Annotated in this window: 10 protein-coding genes; all 10 read left to right on the top strand. The window is 67.0% G+C overall.

All coding sequences use genetic code 11. The annotated features are described in order from the left end of the window. Window positions 1–194 precede the first annotated feature (194 nt). The 10 genes from pilG (at window position 195) to C167_RS0120315 (ending at window position 16018) form a co-directional block, all read left to right on the top strand. Window positions 195–602, top strand: a complete 408-nt coding sequence (gene pilG / locus C167_RS0120270) for a twitching motility response regulator PilG (protein WP_015475142.1) — start codon at window positions 195–197, stop codon at window positions 600–602. A 46-nt stretch (window positions 603–648) separates the two neighbouring features. Next, complete coding sequence (gene pilH, locus C167_RS0120275; protein WP_024766237.1) at window positions 649–1014, top strand: twitching motility response regulator PilH; 366 nt, start codon at window positions 649–651, stop codon at window positions 1012–1014. A 53-nt stretch (window positions 1015–1067) separates the two neighbouring features. Then, on the top strand, window positions 1068–1604 hold the full coding sequence (locus C167_RS0120280; protein WP_017520132.1) for a chemotaxis protein CheW: 537 nt from the start codon (window positions 1068–1070) through the stop codon (window positions 1602–1604). 83 nt (window positions 1605–1687) lie between these two features. Then, window positions 1688–3736: a methyl-accepting chemotaxis protein gene (locus tag C167_RS0120285; RefSeq protein ID WP_017520133.1), complete on the top strand. Its 2049-nt coding sequence runs from the start codon at window positions 1688–1690 to the stop codon at window positions 3734–3736. A 62-nt stretch (window positions 3737–3798) separates the two neighbouring features. Beyond that, window positions 3799–4662 (top strand): protein-glutamate O-methyltransferase, encoded by an 864-nt coding sequence (locus C167_RS0120290; RefSeq protein WP_017520134.1) that lies wholly within the window; start codon window positions 3799–3801, stop codon window positions 4660–4662. Window positions 4663–4686: 24 nt separating this feature from the next. After that, a complete protein-coding gene (locus C167_RS0120295) occupies window positions 4687–12987 on the top strand; it encodes an Hpt domain-containing protein (RefSeq protein ID WP_017520135.1) in 8301 nt (2766 codons plus the stop codon). Continuing rightward, the gene (locus tag C167_RS0120300) at window positions 12980–14014 is read left to right on the top strand and encodes a chemotaxis protein CheB (RefSeq protein WP_017520136.1); all 1035 of its coding nucleotides are present in this window, start codon (window positions 12980–12982) and stop codon (window positions 14012–14014) included. Before C167_RS0120295 ends, C167_RS0120300 begins: the two co-directional genes overlap by 8 nt. Before the next feature lie 11 nt (window positions 14015–14025). Next, window positions 14026–14526: a chemotaxis protein CheW gene (locus tag C167_RS0120305; RefSeq protein WP_017520137.1), complete on the top strand. Its 501-nt coding sequence runs from the start codon at window positions 14026–14028 to the stop codon at window positions 14524–14526. A gap of 7 nt (window positions 14527–14533) precedes the next feature. Then, window positions 14534–15334, top strand: a complete 801-nt coding sequence (locus C167_RS0120310; RefSeq protein WP_017520138.1) for an AraC family transcriptional regulator — start codon at window positions 14534–14536, stop codon at window positions 15332–15334. A gap of 72 nt (window positions 15335–15406) precedes the next feature. Continuing rightward, window positions 15407–16018: a LysE family transporter gene (locus tag C167_RS0120315; protein ID WP_017520139.1), complete on the top strand. Its 612-nt coding sequence runs from the start codon at window positions 15407–15409 to the stop codon at window positions 16016–16018. Window positions 16019–16075: the final 57 nt, after the last annotated feature.

Consider the following 16075-nt stretch of genomic DNA (forward strand, 5'->3'; position numbering starts at 1 on the left):
GCTGGATGTGCGCTCGGTCAAGGAAAAAGCCTGCGTGTTCCGGGTCTTATGGCCTGAATTTGCTGGGCGTGGTAAAGATTCTGACGATTGTGGTAAAAGGTTCCCACGATTGGGTCGCAGCCCGACGGTGGCAGGGCGCGTGCGCACTGAAATAAAAAGCGGAAAAACGACTCACCGAGATGGTAAGGGCGAACATGGAACAGCATTCCGACGGTTTGAAAGTAATGGTGATCGACGATTCCAAGACGATTCGTCGCACGGCTGAAACCCTGCTGAAGAAAGTCGGCTGCGATGTCATTACGGCCATCGACGGCTTCGACGCGCTGGCCAAGATCGCCGATACCCATCCCAGCATCATCTTCGTCGACATCATGATGCCGCGCCTGGATGGCTATCAGACCTGCGCCCTGATCAAGAACAACAGTGCATTCAAATCCACGCCGGTGATCATGCTGTCCTCCAAGGACGGCCTGTTCGACAAGGCCAAGGGTCGCATCGTCGGTTCCGATCAGTACCTCACCAAGCCCTTCAGCAAGGAAGAACTGCTCGGCGCGATCAAGACCCATGTGCCCGACTTCACCCCGGTGGAGCACGCTTCCTGAAGTCCGGCGCGAGCGCCGGTGACGCCTATTCCGTATGGGGACCACAATGGCTCGAATTCTGATTGTTGATGACTCGCCGACCGAGATGTACAAGCTGACCGCGATGCTGGAAAAGCACTCGCACCAGGTACTCAAGGCCGAAAATGGCGCCGATGGCGTGGCCCTGGCTCGCCAGGAAAAGCCCGACGTCGTCCTGATGGATATCGTCATGCCCGGCCTGAACGGCTTCCAGGCGACCCGTCAGCTGTCCAAGGACCCGGAAACCAGCGCGATTCCGGTGATCATCGTCACCACCAAGGACCAGGAGACCGACAAGGTCTGGGGCAAGCGCCAGGGCGCGCGTGACTACCTGACCAAGCCGGTGGACGAGGAAACACTGCTCAAGACCATCAATTCGGTGCTGGCCGGCTGATCCAGCCGTTGCTGCACACCCGAACATAATTATTAGAGAAGGCCAGGGCCGGCATGGCGGAAGTCCAGAGTCCTTTCGAGGTTCTCGTCCAGATCGATCAGCGCTGTCGTCAGCTGGCCGCGGGTCTGCCCGCCCAGCGCGAAGTGGTGCAGAGCTGGAACGGCATCGGCTTTCGCATGGCTGGGCGCCTGTTCGTGGCGCCCATGGGGGAGGTCGGCGAGGTTCTTCACGAACCGCGCTACACACTGCTGCCCGGTGTCCGTGACTGGGTGAAGGGGGTCGCCAACGTGCGCGGCCGCCTGTTGCCGATCATGGACCTGTGCGGCTTCCTCGGCGCGGAGCTTTCGCCTCTGCGCAAACAGCGGCGCGTGCTCGTCGTGGAGCACCAGGAAGTCTTCGCCGGCCTCATCGTCGATGAGGTGTTCGGCATGCAGCACTTCCCGGTGGACACCTTCTCCGAGCAGTTGCCACCGCTGGAAGCGGTCCTGCAGCCCTTTATCCATGGCGTCTTCCATCGGGAGCAACCCTGGCTCGTGTTCAGCCCGCATGCGCTGGCTCAGCACCCGGGGTTCCTGGATGTCGCCAGCTAGCGTTTGACCGGTTGGGCCGGCGTTGCCGGCCCTTGTTGTGACATGGAATTCGTAATCGTGGTGGGTCCAGGCGGGGGCCGAATATGAAAAATATAAAGGCAGGCAGTCTTTTTTCGGGTGCGCGCAGCAGTTCGCTGATCCTCGGACTCTTCGTGGTCCTGATCGTGGCGATCGTCTTGCTGTTCGCCAACTTCGCTTACCTCAACACCCAGGCGAACCACGACAAGCAGTACATCGGCCATGCCGGCGAGCTGCGCGTGCTGTCCCAGCGTATCGCCAAGAACGCCACGGAAGCCGCGGCGGGCAAGGCGGAGGCGTTCAAGCTGCTCAAAGAAGCGCGCAACGACTTCGAGAAGCGCTGGAACATCCTGACCAAGGGTGACGAAAGCACCGGCCTGCCGCCGAGCCCGGATGCCGTGCAACCGCAGATGGCGGATGTACAGAAGGACTGGGACACCCTGCGCAAGAACGCCGACTCCATCCTCGCCAGCGAACAGACCGTACTGTCCCTGCACCAGGTGGCCGCGACCCTCGCCGAAACCATCCCGCAGCTGCAGGTGGAGTACGAAGAGGTCGTCGACATCCTGCTGGAAAACGGCGCCCCGGCCGACCAGGTCGCGGTAGCCCAGCGCCAGTCGCTGCTGGCCGAACGTATCCTCGGCTCGGTGAACAAGGTGCTGGCCGGTGACGAGAACTCGGTGCAGGCCGCGGACAGCTTCGGCCGTGACGCCAGCCTGTTCGGCCGCGTACTCAAGGGCATGAAGGAAGGCAACGCGGCGATGAGCATCTCCAAGGTGACCAACGCCGAAGCGGTGGATCGCCTCAACGAGATCGCCGAGCTGTTCGAATTCGTTTCCGGCTCGGTGGACGAGATCCTCGAGACCTCCCCGGAGCTGTTCCAGGTCCGTGAGGCCGCCAACACCATCTTCGGCGGTTCGCAGACCCTGCTGGACAAGGCGTCCAACCTCGCCAACGGTTTCGAGAACCTGGCCGAAGGCCGTGTGTTCAACCAGGTCGCCAGCGCCGCGCTGGGTATCATCGCCCTGGGCGCGATCATCCTCATCGGCCTGGTGATGGTGCGTGAGACCAACCGCCGGCTGGCCGAGACCGCCGAGAAGAACGAGCGTAACCAGGCGGCGATTCTGCGACTGCTCGACGAGATCGCCGACCTCGCCGACGGTGACCTGACGGTGGCCGCGACGGTAACCGAGGACTTCACCGGTGCGATCGCGGACTCCATCAACTACTCCATCGACCAGCTCCGCGAGTTGGTGGAAACCATCAACCTGACCGCCGTGCAGGTGGCCGCCGCCGCCCAGGAAACCCAGGCCACCGCCATGCACCTGGCCGAGGCTTCCGAGCACCAGGCCCAGGAAATCGCCGGCGCCTCCGCTGCGATCAACGAAATGGCCGTGTCCATTGACCAGGTATCGGCGAACGCCTCCGAATCCTCGGCGGTAGCGGAACGTTCCGTAGCCATCGCCAACAAGGGCAACGAGGTGGTGCACAACACCATCACCGGCATGGACAACATCCGTGAGCAGATCCAGGACACCTCCAAGCGGATCAAGCGCCTGGGTGAATCGTCCCAGGAGATCGGTGACATCGTAAGCCTCATTAACGACATTGCCGACCAGACCAACATCCTCGCCCTGAACGCCGCGATCCAGGCGTCCATGGCGGGCGACGCGGGCCGCGGCTTCGCCGTGGTAGCGGACGAAGTACAGCGTCTGGCAGAGCGTTCTTCCGCAGCGACCAAGCAGATCGAGGCGCTGGTTAAGACCATTCAGACCGACACCAACGAAGCGGTGATCTCGATGGAACAGACCACCTCCGAGGTGGTACGCGGTGCCCGCCTGGCGCAGGACGCCGGTGTGTCTCTGGAAGAGATCGAGAAGGTATCCAAGACCCTGGCCGCGTTGATCCAGAACATTTCCAACGCCGCCCGTCAGCAGGCCTCTTCCGCCGGCCATATTTCCAACACCATGAACGTGATCCAGGAGATCACCTCGCAGACCTCCGCCGGTACCACCGCTACGGCACGCAGCATTGGTAACCTGGCCAAGATGGCCGGCGAGATGCGCCACTCCGTATCCGGCTTCAAACTGCCGGACACCGCCGAACAGGCCTGAGCAGAGGAGGTGCGCGGCTCCTGACCGGGTAGCGCACGACAATCTTGAGCGAGGGGCGCGACATGCAGGCAAGTGGCGTCTGGTCGTTGCAGCCGTTGGCCGACATGTCGGCCGCGGACTTCCGCGACTGGCAGGCACTGTTGGAAGACCGGACCGGCGTCGTCGTCAACGAACAGCGCCGCGCCTTCCTGCAGACCAGCCTGGGCGCGCGGATGCGCGAGCTGGGCATCGCCGACTATGGCACCTACTACCGCCAGGTCACCGATGGCCCGCGCGGCGCCGTCGAGTGGTCGAACCTGCTGGACCGCCTCACCGTCCAGGAAACCCGTTTCTTTCGCCACAAGGCCTCTTTCGAGGTGCTGGAGCGTTACCTGCGCCAGCGTCTGGAGCAGGTCGGCCCGAGCCGGCCGCTGGCGCTGTGGAGCGTCGGCTGTTCCAGCGGCGAGGAGCCTTACTCCCTCGCCATGGTGGCCGCCAAGGTTCTCGAAGACGCAGGTCTGGCGCCGCTGTTCGGCGTGACCGGCACCGACATCAGCCTCAATGCGCTGAACCGGGCGCGCGAGGCGATCTATGCGGCACGCAAGCTGGAGGATATCGACCCGGAACTGGCCACGCGCTATTTCAGCGCGCAGGATGACGGTCGATACCGTGTGATACCCGATCTCGCCGGGCGCGTCTGTTGCGCGCGGCTGAATGTGCTGGAACTGGCCAAGGCGCCAATGTCCGGCATGGACGTGATTTTTTGCCAGAACCTGCTGATCTATTTCCGCCGCTGGCGGCGGCGGGAAATCCTCAATCGCCTGGCCGAGCGCCTGGCGCCCGGGGGATTGCTGGTGATCGGAGTGGGCGAGGTCGCCGATTGGCACCACCCGCTGCTCGAACCGGTCGCCGATGAGCGCGTTCTGGCCTTTACCCGGAAGGGATGACACAGACACATGAGTGGAGTGGCTATGGGTGATCGGCACGATTATGTCGCCCTGGAATGGGTAAAAGGCGAGATTGCCGAAACGCTCAAGCAGGCGCGGCAAGCCCTCGAATCCTACGTCGAAAATCCCCAGGACCCGACGCGGATGGGCTTTTGCCTGGCCTATATCCACCAGGTGCGCGGCACGCTGCAGATGGTGGAGTTCTACGGCGCGGCCCTGCTCGCCGAGGAAATGGAGTACCTGACCCAGGCCCTGATCGACGGCAAGGCCTCCAGCCAGAGCGAGGCGCTGGAAGTGCTGATGCAGGCCATCCTGCAACTGCCGGCGTACCTCGAACGGATCCAGAGCGCCCGGCGCGACCTGCCGCTGGTCGTGCTGCCGCTACTCAACGACCTGCGCACCGCCCGTGGCGAGAAGCTGCTGTCGGAAACCAGCCTGTTCGCCCCCGACCTGTCCCAGGAATCGCCGGTGCTGCCGGTGGACGCCCTGGCGCGCCTGCGTACCGCCGAACTGCCGGCACTGCTGCGCAAGCTGCGGCAGATGCTGCAGGTTGCTCTGGTCGGCGTCATCCGCAACCAGGACCTGCCGACCAACCTGGGCTATCTGGCGCGCGTCTTCGCCCGTCTCGAGTCCCTGTGCAAGGACGCCCCGCTGGGCCGCCTGTGGGTGATCGCCTCGGCGATGATCGAAGGCCTGGCCAACGGCAGCATCGCCAACGGCACCTCGGTGCGTAACCTGCTGCGCCAGGTCGACCGTGAGTTCAAGCGCCTGGTCGACCAGGGCGCCGACGCCATGAACCAGCCGGCGCCCGACGAACTGATCAAGAACCTGCTGTTCTACGTGGCCAAGGCCTCCGACCAGTCGCCGCGCGTGCGCGCGGTGAAGGACGAGTACCGTCTGGACGACGCCCTGCCGGGCGCGGCCCTGGTGGACGAGGAACGCGCCCGCCTTGCCGGCCCCGACCGCGACGCCATGCGCTCGGTCGTCGGCGCGCTGTGCGAGGAGCTGGTTAGGGTCAAGGACAGCCTCGACCTCTTCGTGCGCAGCGACCGCAGCGGCGTCAACGAACTGGGCAGCCTGCTGGCGCCGCTCAAGCAGATCGCCGACACCCTCGCCGTGCTGGGTTTCGGCCAGCCGCGCAAGGTCATCCTCGACCAGATCGAGGTGGTCAGCGGGCTCGCCCACGGCCAGCGCCAGCCCAACGACGCGACCCTGATGGATGTCGCCGGTGCCCTGCTGTATGTCGAAGCCACGTTGGCCGGCATGGTCGGCCCGAGCGAGGAGCCGGGCCGCGAAGAGAACGTGCTGCCGACCACCGACGTCGAGCAGATCCACCAGGTGGTGATCAAGGAAGCGCGCAACGGCCTGGAACTGGCCAAGGACGCGATCATCGAGTTCATCGCCTCGCAGTGGAACCACGAGCACCTGGCCCGCGTGCCGGAACTGCTGACGCAGGTTCGCGGCGGCCTGGCGATGATCTCCCAGGAACGTGCGGCGAAACTGCTGGAAAACTGCAATCGCTACATCCAGGAACAACTGCTGGTGCGCCAGGCCGTGCCGGACTGGCACAGCCTGGACACCCTCGCCGACGCCATCACCAGCGTGGAGTATTACCTCGAGCGCCTGTCGGAAGACCACAACACCCAGGGCGACCTGATCCTCGATGTGGCCGAGGAGAGCCTGGACAGCCTGGGCTACTCGCTCAAGCCACGTCCGTCGATCCTCGACGCCGCGCCGGAAACCCATGCGCCGGCGCCTCTGCCCGCACCTCTGGATAATCCGCTCGACGAAATCGACGTGCTGGCCGCCCAGCCGCTGGACGAGCCGACCGAAGCAGCGCCAGTGGACGAAGTCACGGAACCGGGCGCGCCGGTAGAAGTCGCCGACAGCGTCGAGCCGTCGGTCGAGCAGCCTTCCCAACCGGCTCCTCTGGAAGAGCCGGCTCCCGTCGAAGAGCCGCAACTGGTCGATGAACCGCTCCTGGACCTGGCCGACTTCGAGCTTCCCGCCGAATCCGAGGCCCAGCCCGCCGGCGAAGCCGAAGCGAGCTTTACCTTCGAGCCGCTGCAGCTGGACTCCGGCCTGCCTGCCGCCGAGCCCACCGCCGAACTGGGTGCCTGGACCCTGGACGAGGTCGAGCCGCTGGCCGCCTCTGCCGAATCGAGCGCGCCGACTGCCACCCTGGAGCCGGACAGCCTCAGCTGGGATATCGAACTGGAACCGGCTGCACCGATCACCGATACCACCCTGGCCGACGAGGGCTGGTCGCTGGACGACAGCCATAAGGCCGACAGCATCGAGTTCAGCCTCGAAACGCTGGAAGAAGCCCCCGCGCAACCGCTGGCCGATGGACTGAGCTGGAGCCTGGACGACGCTGCCCCGCTGGCCGAGGCACCGCGCTTCGAGGAACCGGCTCAGGCGCAGACCGCCGTTGCCGAGCAGTCCTGGGAAGCCCTGGACCTGACCGTCGCGCCGAGCGAAGCCCCGGCAACCGCGGAACTGCCCGAAGACTTCGCCAGCCTGCCGTCTCTGGAGGCCGCCCCGGCTTCGGTGGACGAGCTGAGCTGGGACATGGAATCGCTCACCCCGGCCGGCGAGAAGCCTGCCGAGGAAGACTGGTTCAGCGTCGACCTGAGCCAGCCGGCCGCCGAATCGCCCGCGCCGACCCTGGAACTGGACGAAAACTTCGCCAGCCTGGAAACCCTCGAACCCGCCCCGCTGGTGACTCTGGAGTCTTTGGACGACCTGAGCTTCGACGCCCCTGCAGTGACCGTCGAGCAGCCCGAGCCGGAAGCCTCGCTGGTCAGCGACGACAACTGGACCCTGGGCGAACTGAGCGAACCGCACGCGCTGGATGCAGGCGTCGACTTCAGCCTCGACGCGCCGCTGCAGCTGGAGCCGCTGGCCGAAGCCGAAACCCCCGCTTTCCAGGCCGAAGCCTGGAGCGACGAGAACATCGCCGACCTGGAACTGCCGGAAGTCGAGCTGCCCAGCCCGCCGGCCGAGCCCGAGCCGGTCGCCGAGGCACCGGCCAAGCCGCTGTCCCTGGCCGAAGTCATGGCTGCACCGGTCCAGGCGATCAACCCGCCTGCCCAGGATGTGCCGCCCAGCCTGCTGCCACCGCCCGCCGACGAAGAACCGATCGACGAGGAGCTGCGTGAAGTCTTCATCGAAGAAGCCGGCGAAGTGCTGGAAACCATCGGCGAGCACCTGCCGACCTGGCTGGCCAATACCGATGACCGGGATTCGCTGACCGAGATCCGCCGTGCCTTCCACACCCTCAAAGGCAGTGGCCGGATGGTCCGCGCGCTGGTCATCGGCGAGCTGGCCTGGTCCATCGAGAACCTGCTCAACCGCGTGCTCGACCGCAGCATCGCCGCCTCGCCTGCCGTGTTGCAGGTGGTCCAGGACGTGGTCGGGCTGATGCCCGAGCTGGTCGACGAGTATGCCGCCAGCGCCCAGCGCCAGCGTGACGATGTCGACCGCCTGGCCGCCACCGCCCACGCCTTGGCCAAGGGGCAGCCGGTGCCTCCGCCCGATGGTGGTCTGCCTGAGTCGGCGCCGCCGGTCGAGGACATCACGCCCGAGCTGGCCGATGTCGAGGAAATCGCCGCGCAGGCCGCCAACGAAGGTCTCGACGAGAGCCTCGATCCGCAGCTGCTGGAGATCTTCCGCAACGAGGCCGAAGCCCATCTGGAAACCCTGGTCGGCTTCCTCGCCGATTGCGCGCAGCAGCTGCCGCAGCCGGTGACCGACGACTTGCAGCGCGCCCTGCACACGCTCAAGGGCAGCGCGCACATGGCCGGCATCCTGCCGATCGCCGAGATCGCCACGCCGCTGGAGCGGCTGGTGAAGGAATTCAAGACCAACCTGTTGCAGGTCGACCTGCGCGAGGCCGAGCTGCTGCACGCCGCCGAAGGCCTGTTCCGCATCGGTCTCGACCAGCTCGTCGAAGGCCGCCCACTGGCGCCCATCGAGGGCAGCGAGGAATTGCTGGCGCGCATCGCGCAGATCCACCAGGAGCGCCTGGAGGCCGCCGAGGCCAAGCGTCGTGGTGAAAGTGGCGAGGGCAGTGGCAATGATCCGCACCTGATCGGCATGTTCCTCGCCGAGGGTATGGACATCCTGCTCGACGCCGAGGACCTGCTACGCCGCTGGCGCGAGCACCCGCAGGAGCGCCAGGAGCTGGGTGCCCTGTACGACGAGCTGGAAACCTTGAGCCGTGGCGCGCAGATGGCCGAGCTGCCGCAGATGGCGGAGCTCGCCGACGCCCTGCTGGCCGTCTACGGCGCCGTGCGCCAGGGGCGCCTGGAAACCGGCGATGCCTTCTTCTCCGCTGCCGAGGCCGCCCACGAGGCGCTGATCGGCATGATGGACCAGGTGGCTGCCGCCCTGCAGGTCAGCGCCCGCCCCGAACAGGTCGAGGCGCTGCACCGCCTGCTGGACGCTCCGGTCGCCGCACTGGATGAACCTGGGGCCGATCTGCAGGACGCCTCGGGCACCGAGTTCGTCGACCTGGAAAGCCTGACGGCCGACGACTTCCCGGCCGAAGACGAGGAGTTCCTCCTCGACAGCCGCCCGGTGGACGACGACAACCTGCCCGACGGCCTGAGCTGGTCGCCGCGCAATGACAACGATGGCGCCCCGCGCGGCGCCGCCGACGATGACGAGGATGACGTCATCACCGCGGAGACGCCGCATGCCCATCCCGCCCCGCAACAGCCGCGGGCGCTGGACGAGGAAATGGTGGCGATCTTCCTCGAAGAGGCGGTCGACATCCTGGACAACGCCGGCCAGGCGCTGGACCAATGGCTGGCCTCGCCCGAAGGCCTTGCCGCGCTCTCGACCCTGCAACGCGACCTGCACACCCTCAAGGGCGGCGCGCGCATGGCGGAAATCCGCGAGATCGGCGACCTGTCCCACGAGCTCGAATCGCTCTACGAAGGCCTGCTGGATCATCGCTTCCAGCACAGCCCGCCGCTGGGCGACCTGCTGCGCACCTGCCACGACCGCCTGGCCACCCAGCTCGACCAGCTGCAGGCCGGCCAGGCACTGACCGACCCGGCCGACCTGGTGCAGACCATCCGCACCTTCCGCCAGAACCCGGCCGCCGGCCTGAACCTGCCGCAGGCCCTGGCGGCGCAGCAGGAAGCGGTGGCTGAGCAGGAAGAAACCCTCGAGCTGCCGCCAGTCATCGAAGCCGAGATCGAGCTGGAGCTGCCCGCCGAGGCAACGCCGCAAGCTGGCGAAGCTTTCATCCCGGAAGCTTTCGAACCCGACCGCGTTGACCTGGAGAGCGCCGTTCCCGATGCCGCGGTCGAGCCGCAGCAGCAAGCCGCCCCGGATGACCTCGACCTGCAGGCCGTCCTCGACCAGGCCGAAGCGGAAATCGGCGAGTCGTCGCAGGCCCGGCCGGAGGTCATCGAGCCCGCTGCGCCGGTCGCCGGCGCGGAAGTCGTGGGCGTGCAGGACAGCGAGTACGAGCTGGACGAAGACCGCGATCAGGAACTGGTGGAAATCTTCCTCGAGGAAGGTTTCGACATTCTGGAAAGCTCCTCCGGTGCCCTGCATCGCTGGATGGAAAACCCCGACAACGGCGTGGAGCTGGAAGCGCTGCAACGCGACCTGCACACCCTCAAGGGCGGCGCGCGGATGGCCGAGATCCGCCCCATCGGCGACCTTGCCCACGAACTGGAATTCCTCTACGAAGGCCTCAGCGGCGGGCGCCTGCGCGCCAGCCCGACACTCTTCGAGTTGCTGCAGCGCTGCCATGACCGTCTCGCCGAGATGCTCGAAGCGGTCCAGCAGCATCGCCCGATTCCGGGAGGTGAATCGCTGATTGACGCGATCCACCGATTTCGTGCCAACCCCGAAGAACAACTGAGCATCCCCAGCAGCGTCAGCCTGCATGCGATCAGCCCCACCGCTGCCGCGCCGGAAGGCCCGGAAGCCGACATCCTGGATATCTTCCTGGAAGAGGCGGACGACCTGCTTGAAAGCATGGAACAGGCCCTGGGCCGCTGGGACGCCGAGCGTGAGAACGGTGCGCTCGACGAGCTGCTGCGCATTCTCCATACCCTCAAGGGCGGTGCGCGCCTGGCTGGCCAGACCAGCCTGGGCGACCTGGCCCATGACCTCGAACAGCACCTGAGCGAAGCCCAGCAGCAGGGCGCGCCCTGGCCGGAAAGCCTGCTGATGGACGCGCAGTCCGGCTTCGAAGGCCTGCAGGCCGAAGTCGACCAGCTGCGCCTGCACCTGGGTGAAGTAGGGACTGCCGATAGCCAGCACGAAGACCTCGCCGAGGAGCCGATCGCCGAACAGGCGGCCCCGGTGAGCCTGCCGGCATTGCCCGAAGCCATCATGGCCGCGGCCGTGCCGCAACGCGTCGACGCGCCGGTGGTGCTGCCTTTCGTTCGCCGTGCCCAGGAAGCCGCCCAGGAAGCCGCCGCGCGCCGCGCGCCGCAGGAACTGGTGAAGGTGCCCGCGCAACTGCTCGAAGGCCTGGTCAACCTTGCCGGTGAGACCTCGATCTTCCGTGGCCGCGTCGAGCAGCAGGTGAGCGACGTCGGTTCGACCCTGGGCGAAATGGACGCCACCATCGAGCGGGTTCGCGATCAGCTGCGCCGCCTCGATACCGAGACCCAGGCGCAGATCCTCTCGCGCCACCAGGCTGACGCCGAGCGCGCCGGCTACGAGGACTTCGACCCGCTGGAAATGGACCGTTACTCGCAGCTGCAGCAGCTCTCGCGCGCGCTGTTCGAGTCCGCGTCCGACCTGTTCGACCTCAAGGAAACCCTTGCCGCCAAGAACCGCGACGCCGAAACCCTGCTGCTGCAACAGGCGCGGGTCAACACCGAACTGCAGGAAGGCCTGATGCGCACGCGCATGGTGCCTTTCGACCGCCTGGTGCCGCGCCTGCGCCGGATCGTCCGCCAGGTGGCGAGCGAGCTGGGCAAGCAGGTCGAGTTCGTAGTCAGCAACGCCGAAGGCGAGATGGACCGCACCGTGCTCGAACGTATCGTCGCGCCGCTGGAGCACATGCTGCGCAACGCGGTCGACCACGGCATCGAGTCCGGCGAGGCGCGCCGCATCGCCGGCAAGCCGGAGCAGGGCACCATTCGCCTGACCCTGGGCCGCGAGGGCGGCGATATCCTCCTGAGTCTGGCCGACGATGGCGCTGGCATTCGCCTGGACGCGGTGCGCCGCAAGGCCATCGAACGCGGCCTGATGACCGACGACAGCGAGCTGAACGATCACGAGGTGCTGCAGTTCATCCTCGAGGCCGGCTTCAGTACTGCCGAGAAAGTCACGCAGATTTCCGGCCGTGGCGTGGGCATGGACGTGGTGAACTCCGAGGTGAAACAGCTCGGCGGCTCCATGAGCATCCATTCCAGTCTTGGCGAAGGCACCCGCTTCGACATCCGCCTGCCGTTCACCGTGTCGGTGAACCGCGCGCTCATGGTGCTTTCCGGCGAAGACCTCTACGCCCTGCCGCTGAACACCATCGAAGGCATCGTGCGGGTCTCCCCGTATGAACTGGAAGCCCTCTACGAGCAGGCTGCCGCCGATGAGGCCGGCGCTGCGCCGAGTTTCGAGTACGCCGGCCAGAACTATGAACTGAAATACCTCGGTGACCTGCTCAACAACGGCCAGCATCCCAAGCTGGTCGGGCAGTCGCTGCCGTTGCCGGTGATCCTCGTGCGCTCGGCGGACCACGCCGTGGCGGTGCAGGTGGATGCTCTGGCAGGCTCGCGCGAGATCGTGGTGAAGAGCCTCGGTGCGCAGTTCGCCGGCGTCAGCGGCATTTCCGGCGCGACCATCCTCGGTGACGGCCGCGTGGTGGTGATTCTCGACCTGCTGGCGACCATCCGCGTACTCCATGCGCAGCACGTCCAGCACGCGCCGCGCCGCCAGTTGGCCGGCCCGGCTGCCGCGGAAATCGAGCACCAGCGCCCGACCCTGGTCATGGTGGTGGACGACTCGGTCACCGTGCGCAAGGTCACCAGCCGCCTGCTGGAACGCAACGGCATGAACGTACTCACCGCCAAGGACGGGGTGGACGCCATTGCCCAACTGCAGGAACACAAGCCCGATATCATGCTGCTGGACATCGAGATGCCGCGCATGGACGGCTTCGAGGTGGCCACCCTGGTGCGCCACGATGAACAGCTGAAGGACCTGCCGATCATCATGATTACCTCCCGTACCGGCGAGAAGCACCGCGACCGTGCCCTGGCCATCGGTGTCAACCAGTACCTGGGCAAGCCGTACCAGGAATCCGAGCTGCTGGAGAACATCCACAAGCTGGTGAAGACCCATGTCTGAACAGAGCACCCCGCGCATTGCGGTGATCGCCGACACCTCGCTGCAGCGCCACGTACTGGCCCAGGCCCTGGCGGGCCACGGCTACCAGGTGGTGCTCAACGCCGACCCTGCGCGCCTTGAGAGCGAGCAACTGGACGCCTGCGAGACCGACCTGTGGCTGGTGGACCTGGCGCAGCAGGAGGATTCGCCGCTGGTGGACAACCTGCTGGAACAATCGCGGGTGCCCGTGCTGTTCGGCGAAGGTCATGCGCCGGAGCGGCATTCCGAACATTACCCGCGCTGGGAGCGGCGGCTGGTGTCCAAGCTGCGCAAGCTGGTGGGCGACCCCAGCGCCGGCGTCGGCAGCAGCCTGGCGGCGCTGCTCGACGAAGCCCAGCGCCCGACACGCGTGGCGCTGCCCGATGACCTCGCGGCATCCCCGCTCAAGGCCGGCGAACCGGCGGCGCAGGTCTGGCTGCTGGCCGCCTCGCTGGGTGGCCCGGCGGCGGTGAAGACTTTCCTCGATGCGCTGCCCGGCGGCCTGCCGGTGGGCTTCCTGTACGCCCAGCACATCGACGCTTCCTTCGAGGCCAATCTGCCGCAAGCGGTGGGCCGGCATAGCCAGTGGCACGTCAACACCGTGCGCGACGGCGACCCGGTGCGCTGCGGCGAAGTCGTGGTCGTGCCGATCGCCCGCGAACTGGGCTTCGACGATTCGGCGCGGATGCGCGTGGAAGAACGCAGCTGGCCGGAGCCCTACAGCCCGTCCATCGACCAGATGATGCTCAACCTCGCCCAGCAGTACGGTGATCGCTGCGGCGTGATCGTGTTCAGCGGCATGTGCAGCGACGGCAGCGCCGCCGCGGCCTACGTGCGCCGCCAGGGCGCGCCGATCTGGACCCAGCGCGCCGACAGCTGCGCCTGCTCCAGCATGCCCGACAGCCTGCGCGAAGGCGGCTACAGCACCCTTTCCGGCGACCCGCGAGAACTCGCGGCGGCGCTGGTCAATCACCTCGCCGAGCAATGTATCGGCGTCGTCACGCAGTGAGATAAGGCCCGATGAGTGATCTCCCCGTCGCCAATGCCAGCGCCGCCAACACCGCCGTGGCCAACGCCGCCCCCGGCAGCCTGACCGGCCTGCTGGTGCCGCTGGCCGACCGCAACCTGCTGCTGCCCAACGTGGCGGTGGCCGAGCTGATCACCTACCGTGCCCCGCACCCGGTGGACGGCCTGCCGTCCTGGTACCTGGGCCAGGTGGCCTGGCGCGACCTGCGCCTGCCGCTGCTGTCCTTCGAGGCCGCTTCCAACGGCCGGGCCGAAGTCAGCCCCGGCGCGCGGGTGATCGTGGTCAATGCCCTGGGGGGAAGGCCCAACGTGAAGTTCTTCGCCCTGCTGGTGCAGGGTATCCCGCGCTCGCTGAAGGTCGGCGACGACCTCAAGCGCCTGGACGTGCCGCTGGCGCCCCTGGAGCTGGACGCGGTGGACCTGGGTGACGCCCACGCGCGCATCCCCGACCTGGCCGCGCTGGAGCAGAAACTGGCCGACTCCGGCCTGATCTGAGCCAGCCATGAGTGCTGGCCTGCGCCTTGCCCAGCTGGGGGACCCACCCGGCTTCGAGGTCGCCGGCGCCACCCTCGGCGGCCACCGTTTCGAACGCCACAGCCACGATGAGTTCGTCATCAGCGCCAACCTGCGCGGCGAGGAAAGCGTCTGGCTGGACGGCCGAACCTTCGATGCGGGCCCCGGCGCGATCACCGCATACAACCCGGGGCAGATCCAGGGCGGCGGCGTTGCCGAAGGCCAGCCCTGGCAATTCGTCAGCCTCTACGTCGCGCCCGATCCGCTGGCGGCGATGCTCGGCCTTCAGCGCCTGGAATTCGAACGCCCCAGCCGCCGCCTGCCGACCCTGGCTGCTGCCCTGGCGGACGCCGTGGAGCGTGTGCTGGGCGAGGACAGCTTCGTTCGTCAGCGTGGCGAAGAGCGACTGACCCTGCTGCTGGCCGATATCGCCCGCGCCATGGGCGTGCGCCTGCCGCAGGAGGTGGTCGCGCAGGGCGGGCGGATCGCCGACCTGCAGGACTGGCTGGCCGCCGACCTGGCGCGCCAGCCCAGCCTCGACGAGATGGCGGCCTACCTCGGACTGTCGCGCTTCCACTTGCTGCGCAGCTTCCAGAAACAGGTGGGCCTGAGCCCCCGGCAGTGGGCGATGCAACTGCGCACCCGCCGCGCCCAGGCGCTGCTGCGCGCCGGCCTGCCAGCCACGGAAGTGGCTCATGCGCTCGGCTTTGCCGACCAGAGCCACCTGAACCGGCACTTCCGCGCGGCCTACGGCGTGTCGCCGGGGAGCTTCCAGCGCGCCCTGCGTTGAGCAATCCGGTTCAAGTCCGGCGGTCGCCGCCCGGGCAGAATCGCCCCATCGTCATCTGCCCGGAGCCGCCCCATGACCCTGTTTTTCGCCGCGCTGCTGTTCGGCATCGTCTTCTGCCTGTCGCCCGGCGCGGTCCTCGCCGAAACCCTGCGCCGCGGCCTGAAGGGCGGCTTCCGCCCGGCGCTGCTGGTGCAGTTCGGCTCGCTGATCGGTGACGCGGTGTGGGCGCTGATCGGCCTGACAGGGCTGGCGCTGCTGCTGGGCCACGAGACGTTGCGCCTGCCGCTGACCCTGGCCAGCGCCGCCTACCTGGCCTGGCTGGGCGTGCAGAGCCTGCGCGATGCGCGCCAGGTTGGCGGGGTAGAGGAGGGCGACAGCGCGAAACACCACGCCAGCGCCTTCGCTTCCGGGGCCCTGCTGTCGCTGTCGAATCCGAAGAACATCGTCTACTGGGGCGCGCTGGGCGGCGCCATGGCCGGGCTGGTGGACGGCGTGCCGTCGCTGGCGGATTCACTGGTGTTCTTCGCCGGCTTCATGACCGCCTCGGTGCTCTGCTGCTTCCTCTGCGCCGCGCTGGTGGACTGGCTGCGGCGCAACGCCTCGCCGCGCTGGCATCGGGTGAGCCATGCGTCGTGTGGGGTGGTGTTGCTGGTGCTGGCGGGGTTGGCGCTGCGGGGAATCTGAGTGGCTGGGCGCCTGGGCTGTTCGCGAGCAAGCTCGCTCCTACGAAGAGCACATCCT

Origin of the sequence: Pseudomonas nitroreducens TX1, assembly GCF_000313755.1 — a bacterium.
GTDB lineage: Bacteria > Pseudomonadota > Gammaproteobacteria > Pseudomonadales > Pseudomonadaceae > Pseudomonas > Pseudomonas nitroreducens_A.

What these genes read in the sequence shown, in the direction of transcription:
- C167_RS0120280 (WP_017520132.1), top strand. Translation starts at nt 1,068, where the DNA reads ATGGCGGAAGTCCAGAGTCCTTTCGAGGTTCTCGTCCAGATCGATCAG.
- C167_RS0120305 (WP_017520137.1), top strand. Translation starts at nt 14,026, where the DNA reads ATGAGTGATCTCCCCGTCGCCAATGCCAGCGCCGCCAACACCGCCGTG.
- C167_RS0120315 (WP_017520139.1), top strand. Translation starts at nt 15,407, where the DNA reads ATGACCCTGTTTTTCGCCGCGCTGCTGTTCGGCATCGTCTTCTGCCTG.
- C167_RS0120300 (WP_017520136.1), top strand. Translation starts at nt 12,980, where the DNA reads ATGTCTGAACAGAGCACCCCGCGCATTGCGGTGATCGCCGACACCTCG.
- pilG (WP_015475142.1), top strand. Translation starts at nt 195, where the DNA reads ATGGAACAGCATTCCGACGGTTTGAAAGTAATGGTGATCGACGATTCC.
- C167_RS0120285 (WP_017520133.1), top strand. Translation starts at nt 1,688, where the DNA reads ATGAAAAATATAAAGGCAGGCAGTCTTTTTTCGGGTGCGCGCAGCAGT.
- C167_RS0120295 (WP_017520135.1), top strand. Translation starts at nt 4,687, where the DNA reads ATGGGTGATCGGCACGATTATGTCGCCCTGGAATGGGTAAAAGGCGAG.
- pilH (WP_024766237.1), top strand. Translation starts at nt 649, where the DNA reads ATGGCTCGAATTCTGATTGTTGATGACTCGCCGACCGAGATGTACAAG.
- C167_RS0120310 (WP_017520138.1), top strand. Translation starts at nt 14,534, where the DNA reads ATGAGTGCTGGCCTGCGCCTTGCCCAGCTGGGGGACCCACCCGGCTTC.
- C167_RS0120290 (WP_017520134.1), top strand. Translation starts at nt 3,799, where the DNA reads ATGCAGGCAAGTGGCGTCTGGTCGTTGCAGCCGTTGGCCGACATGTCG.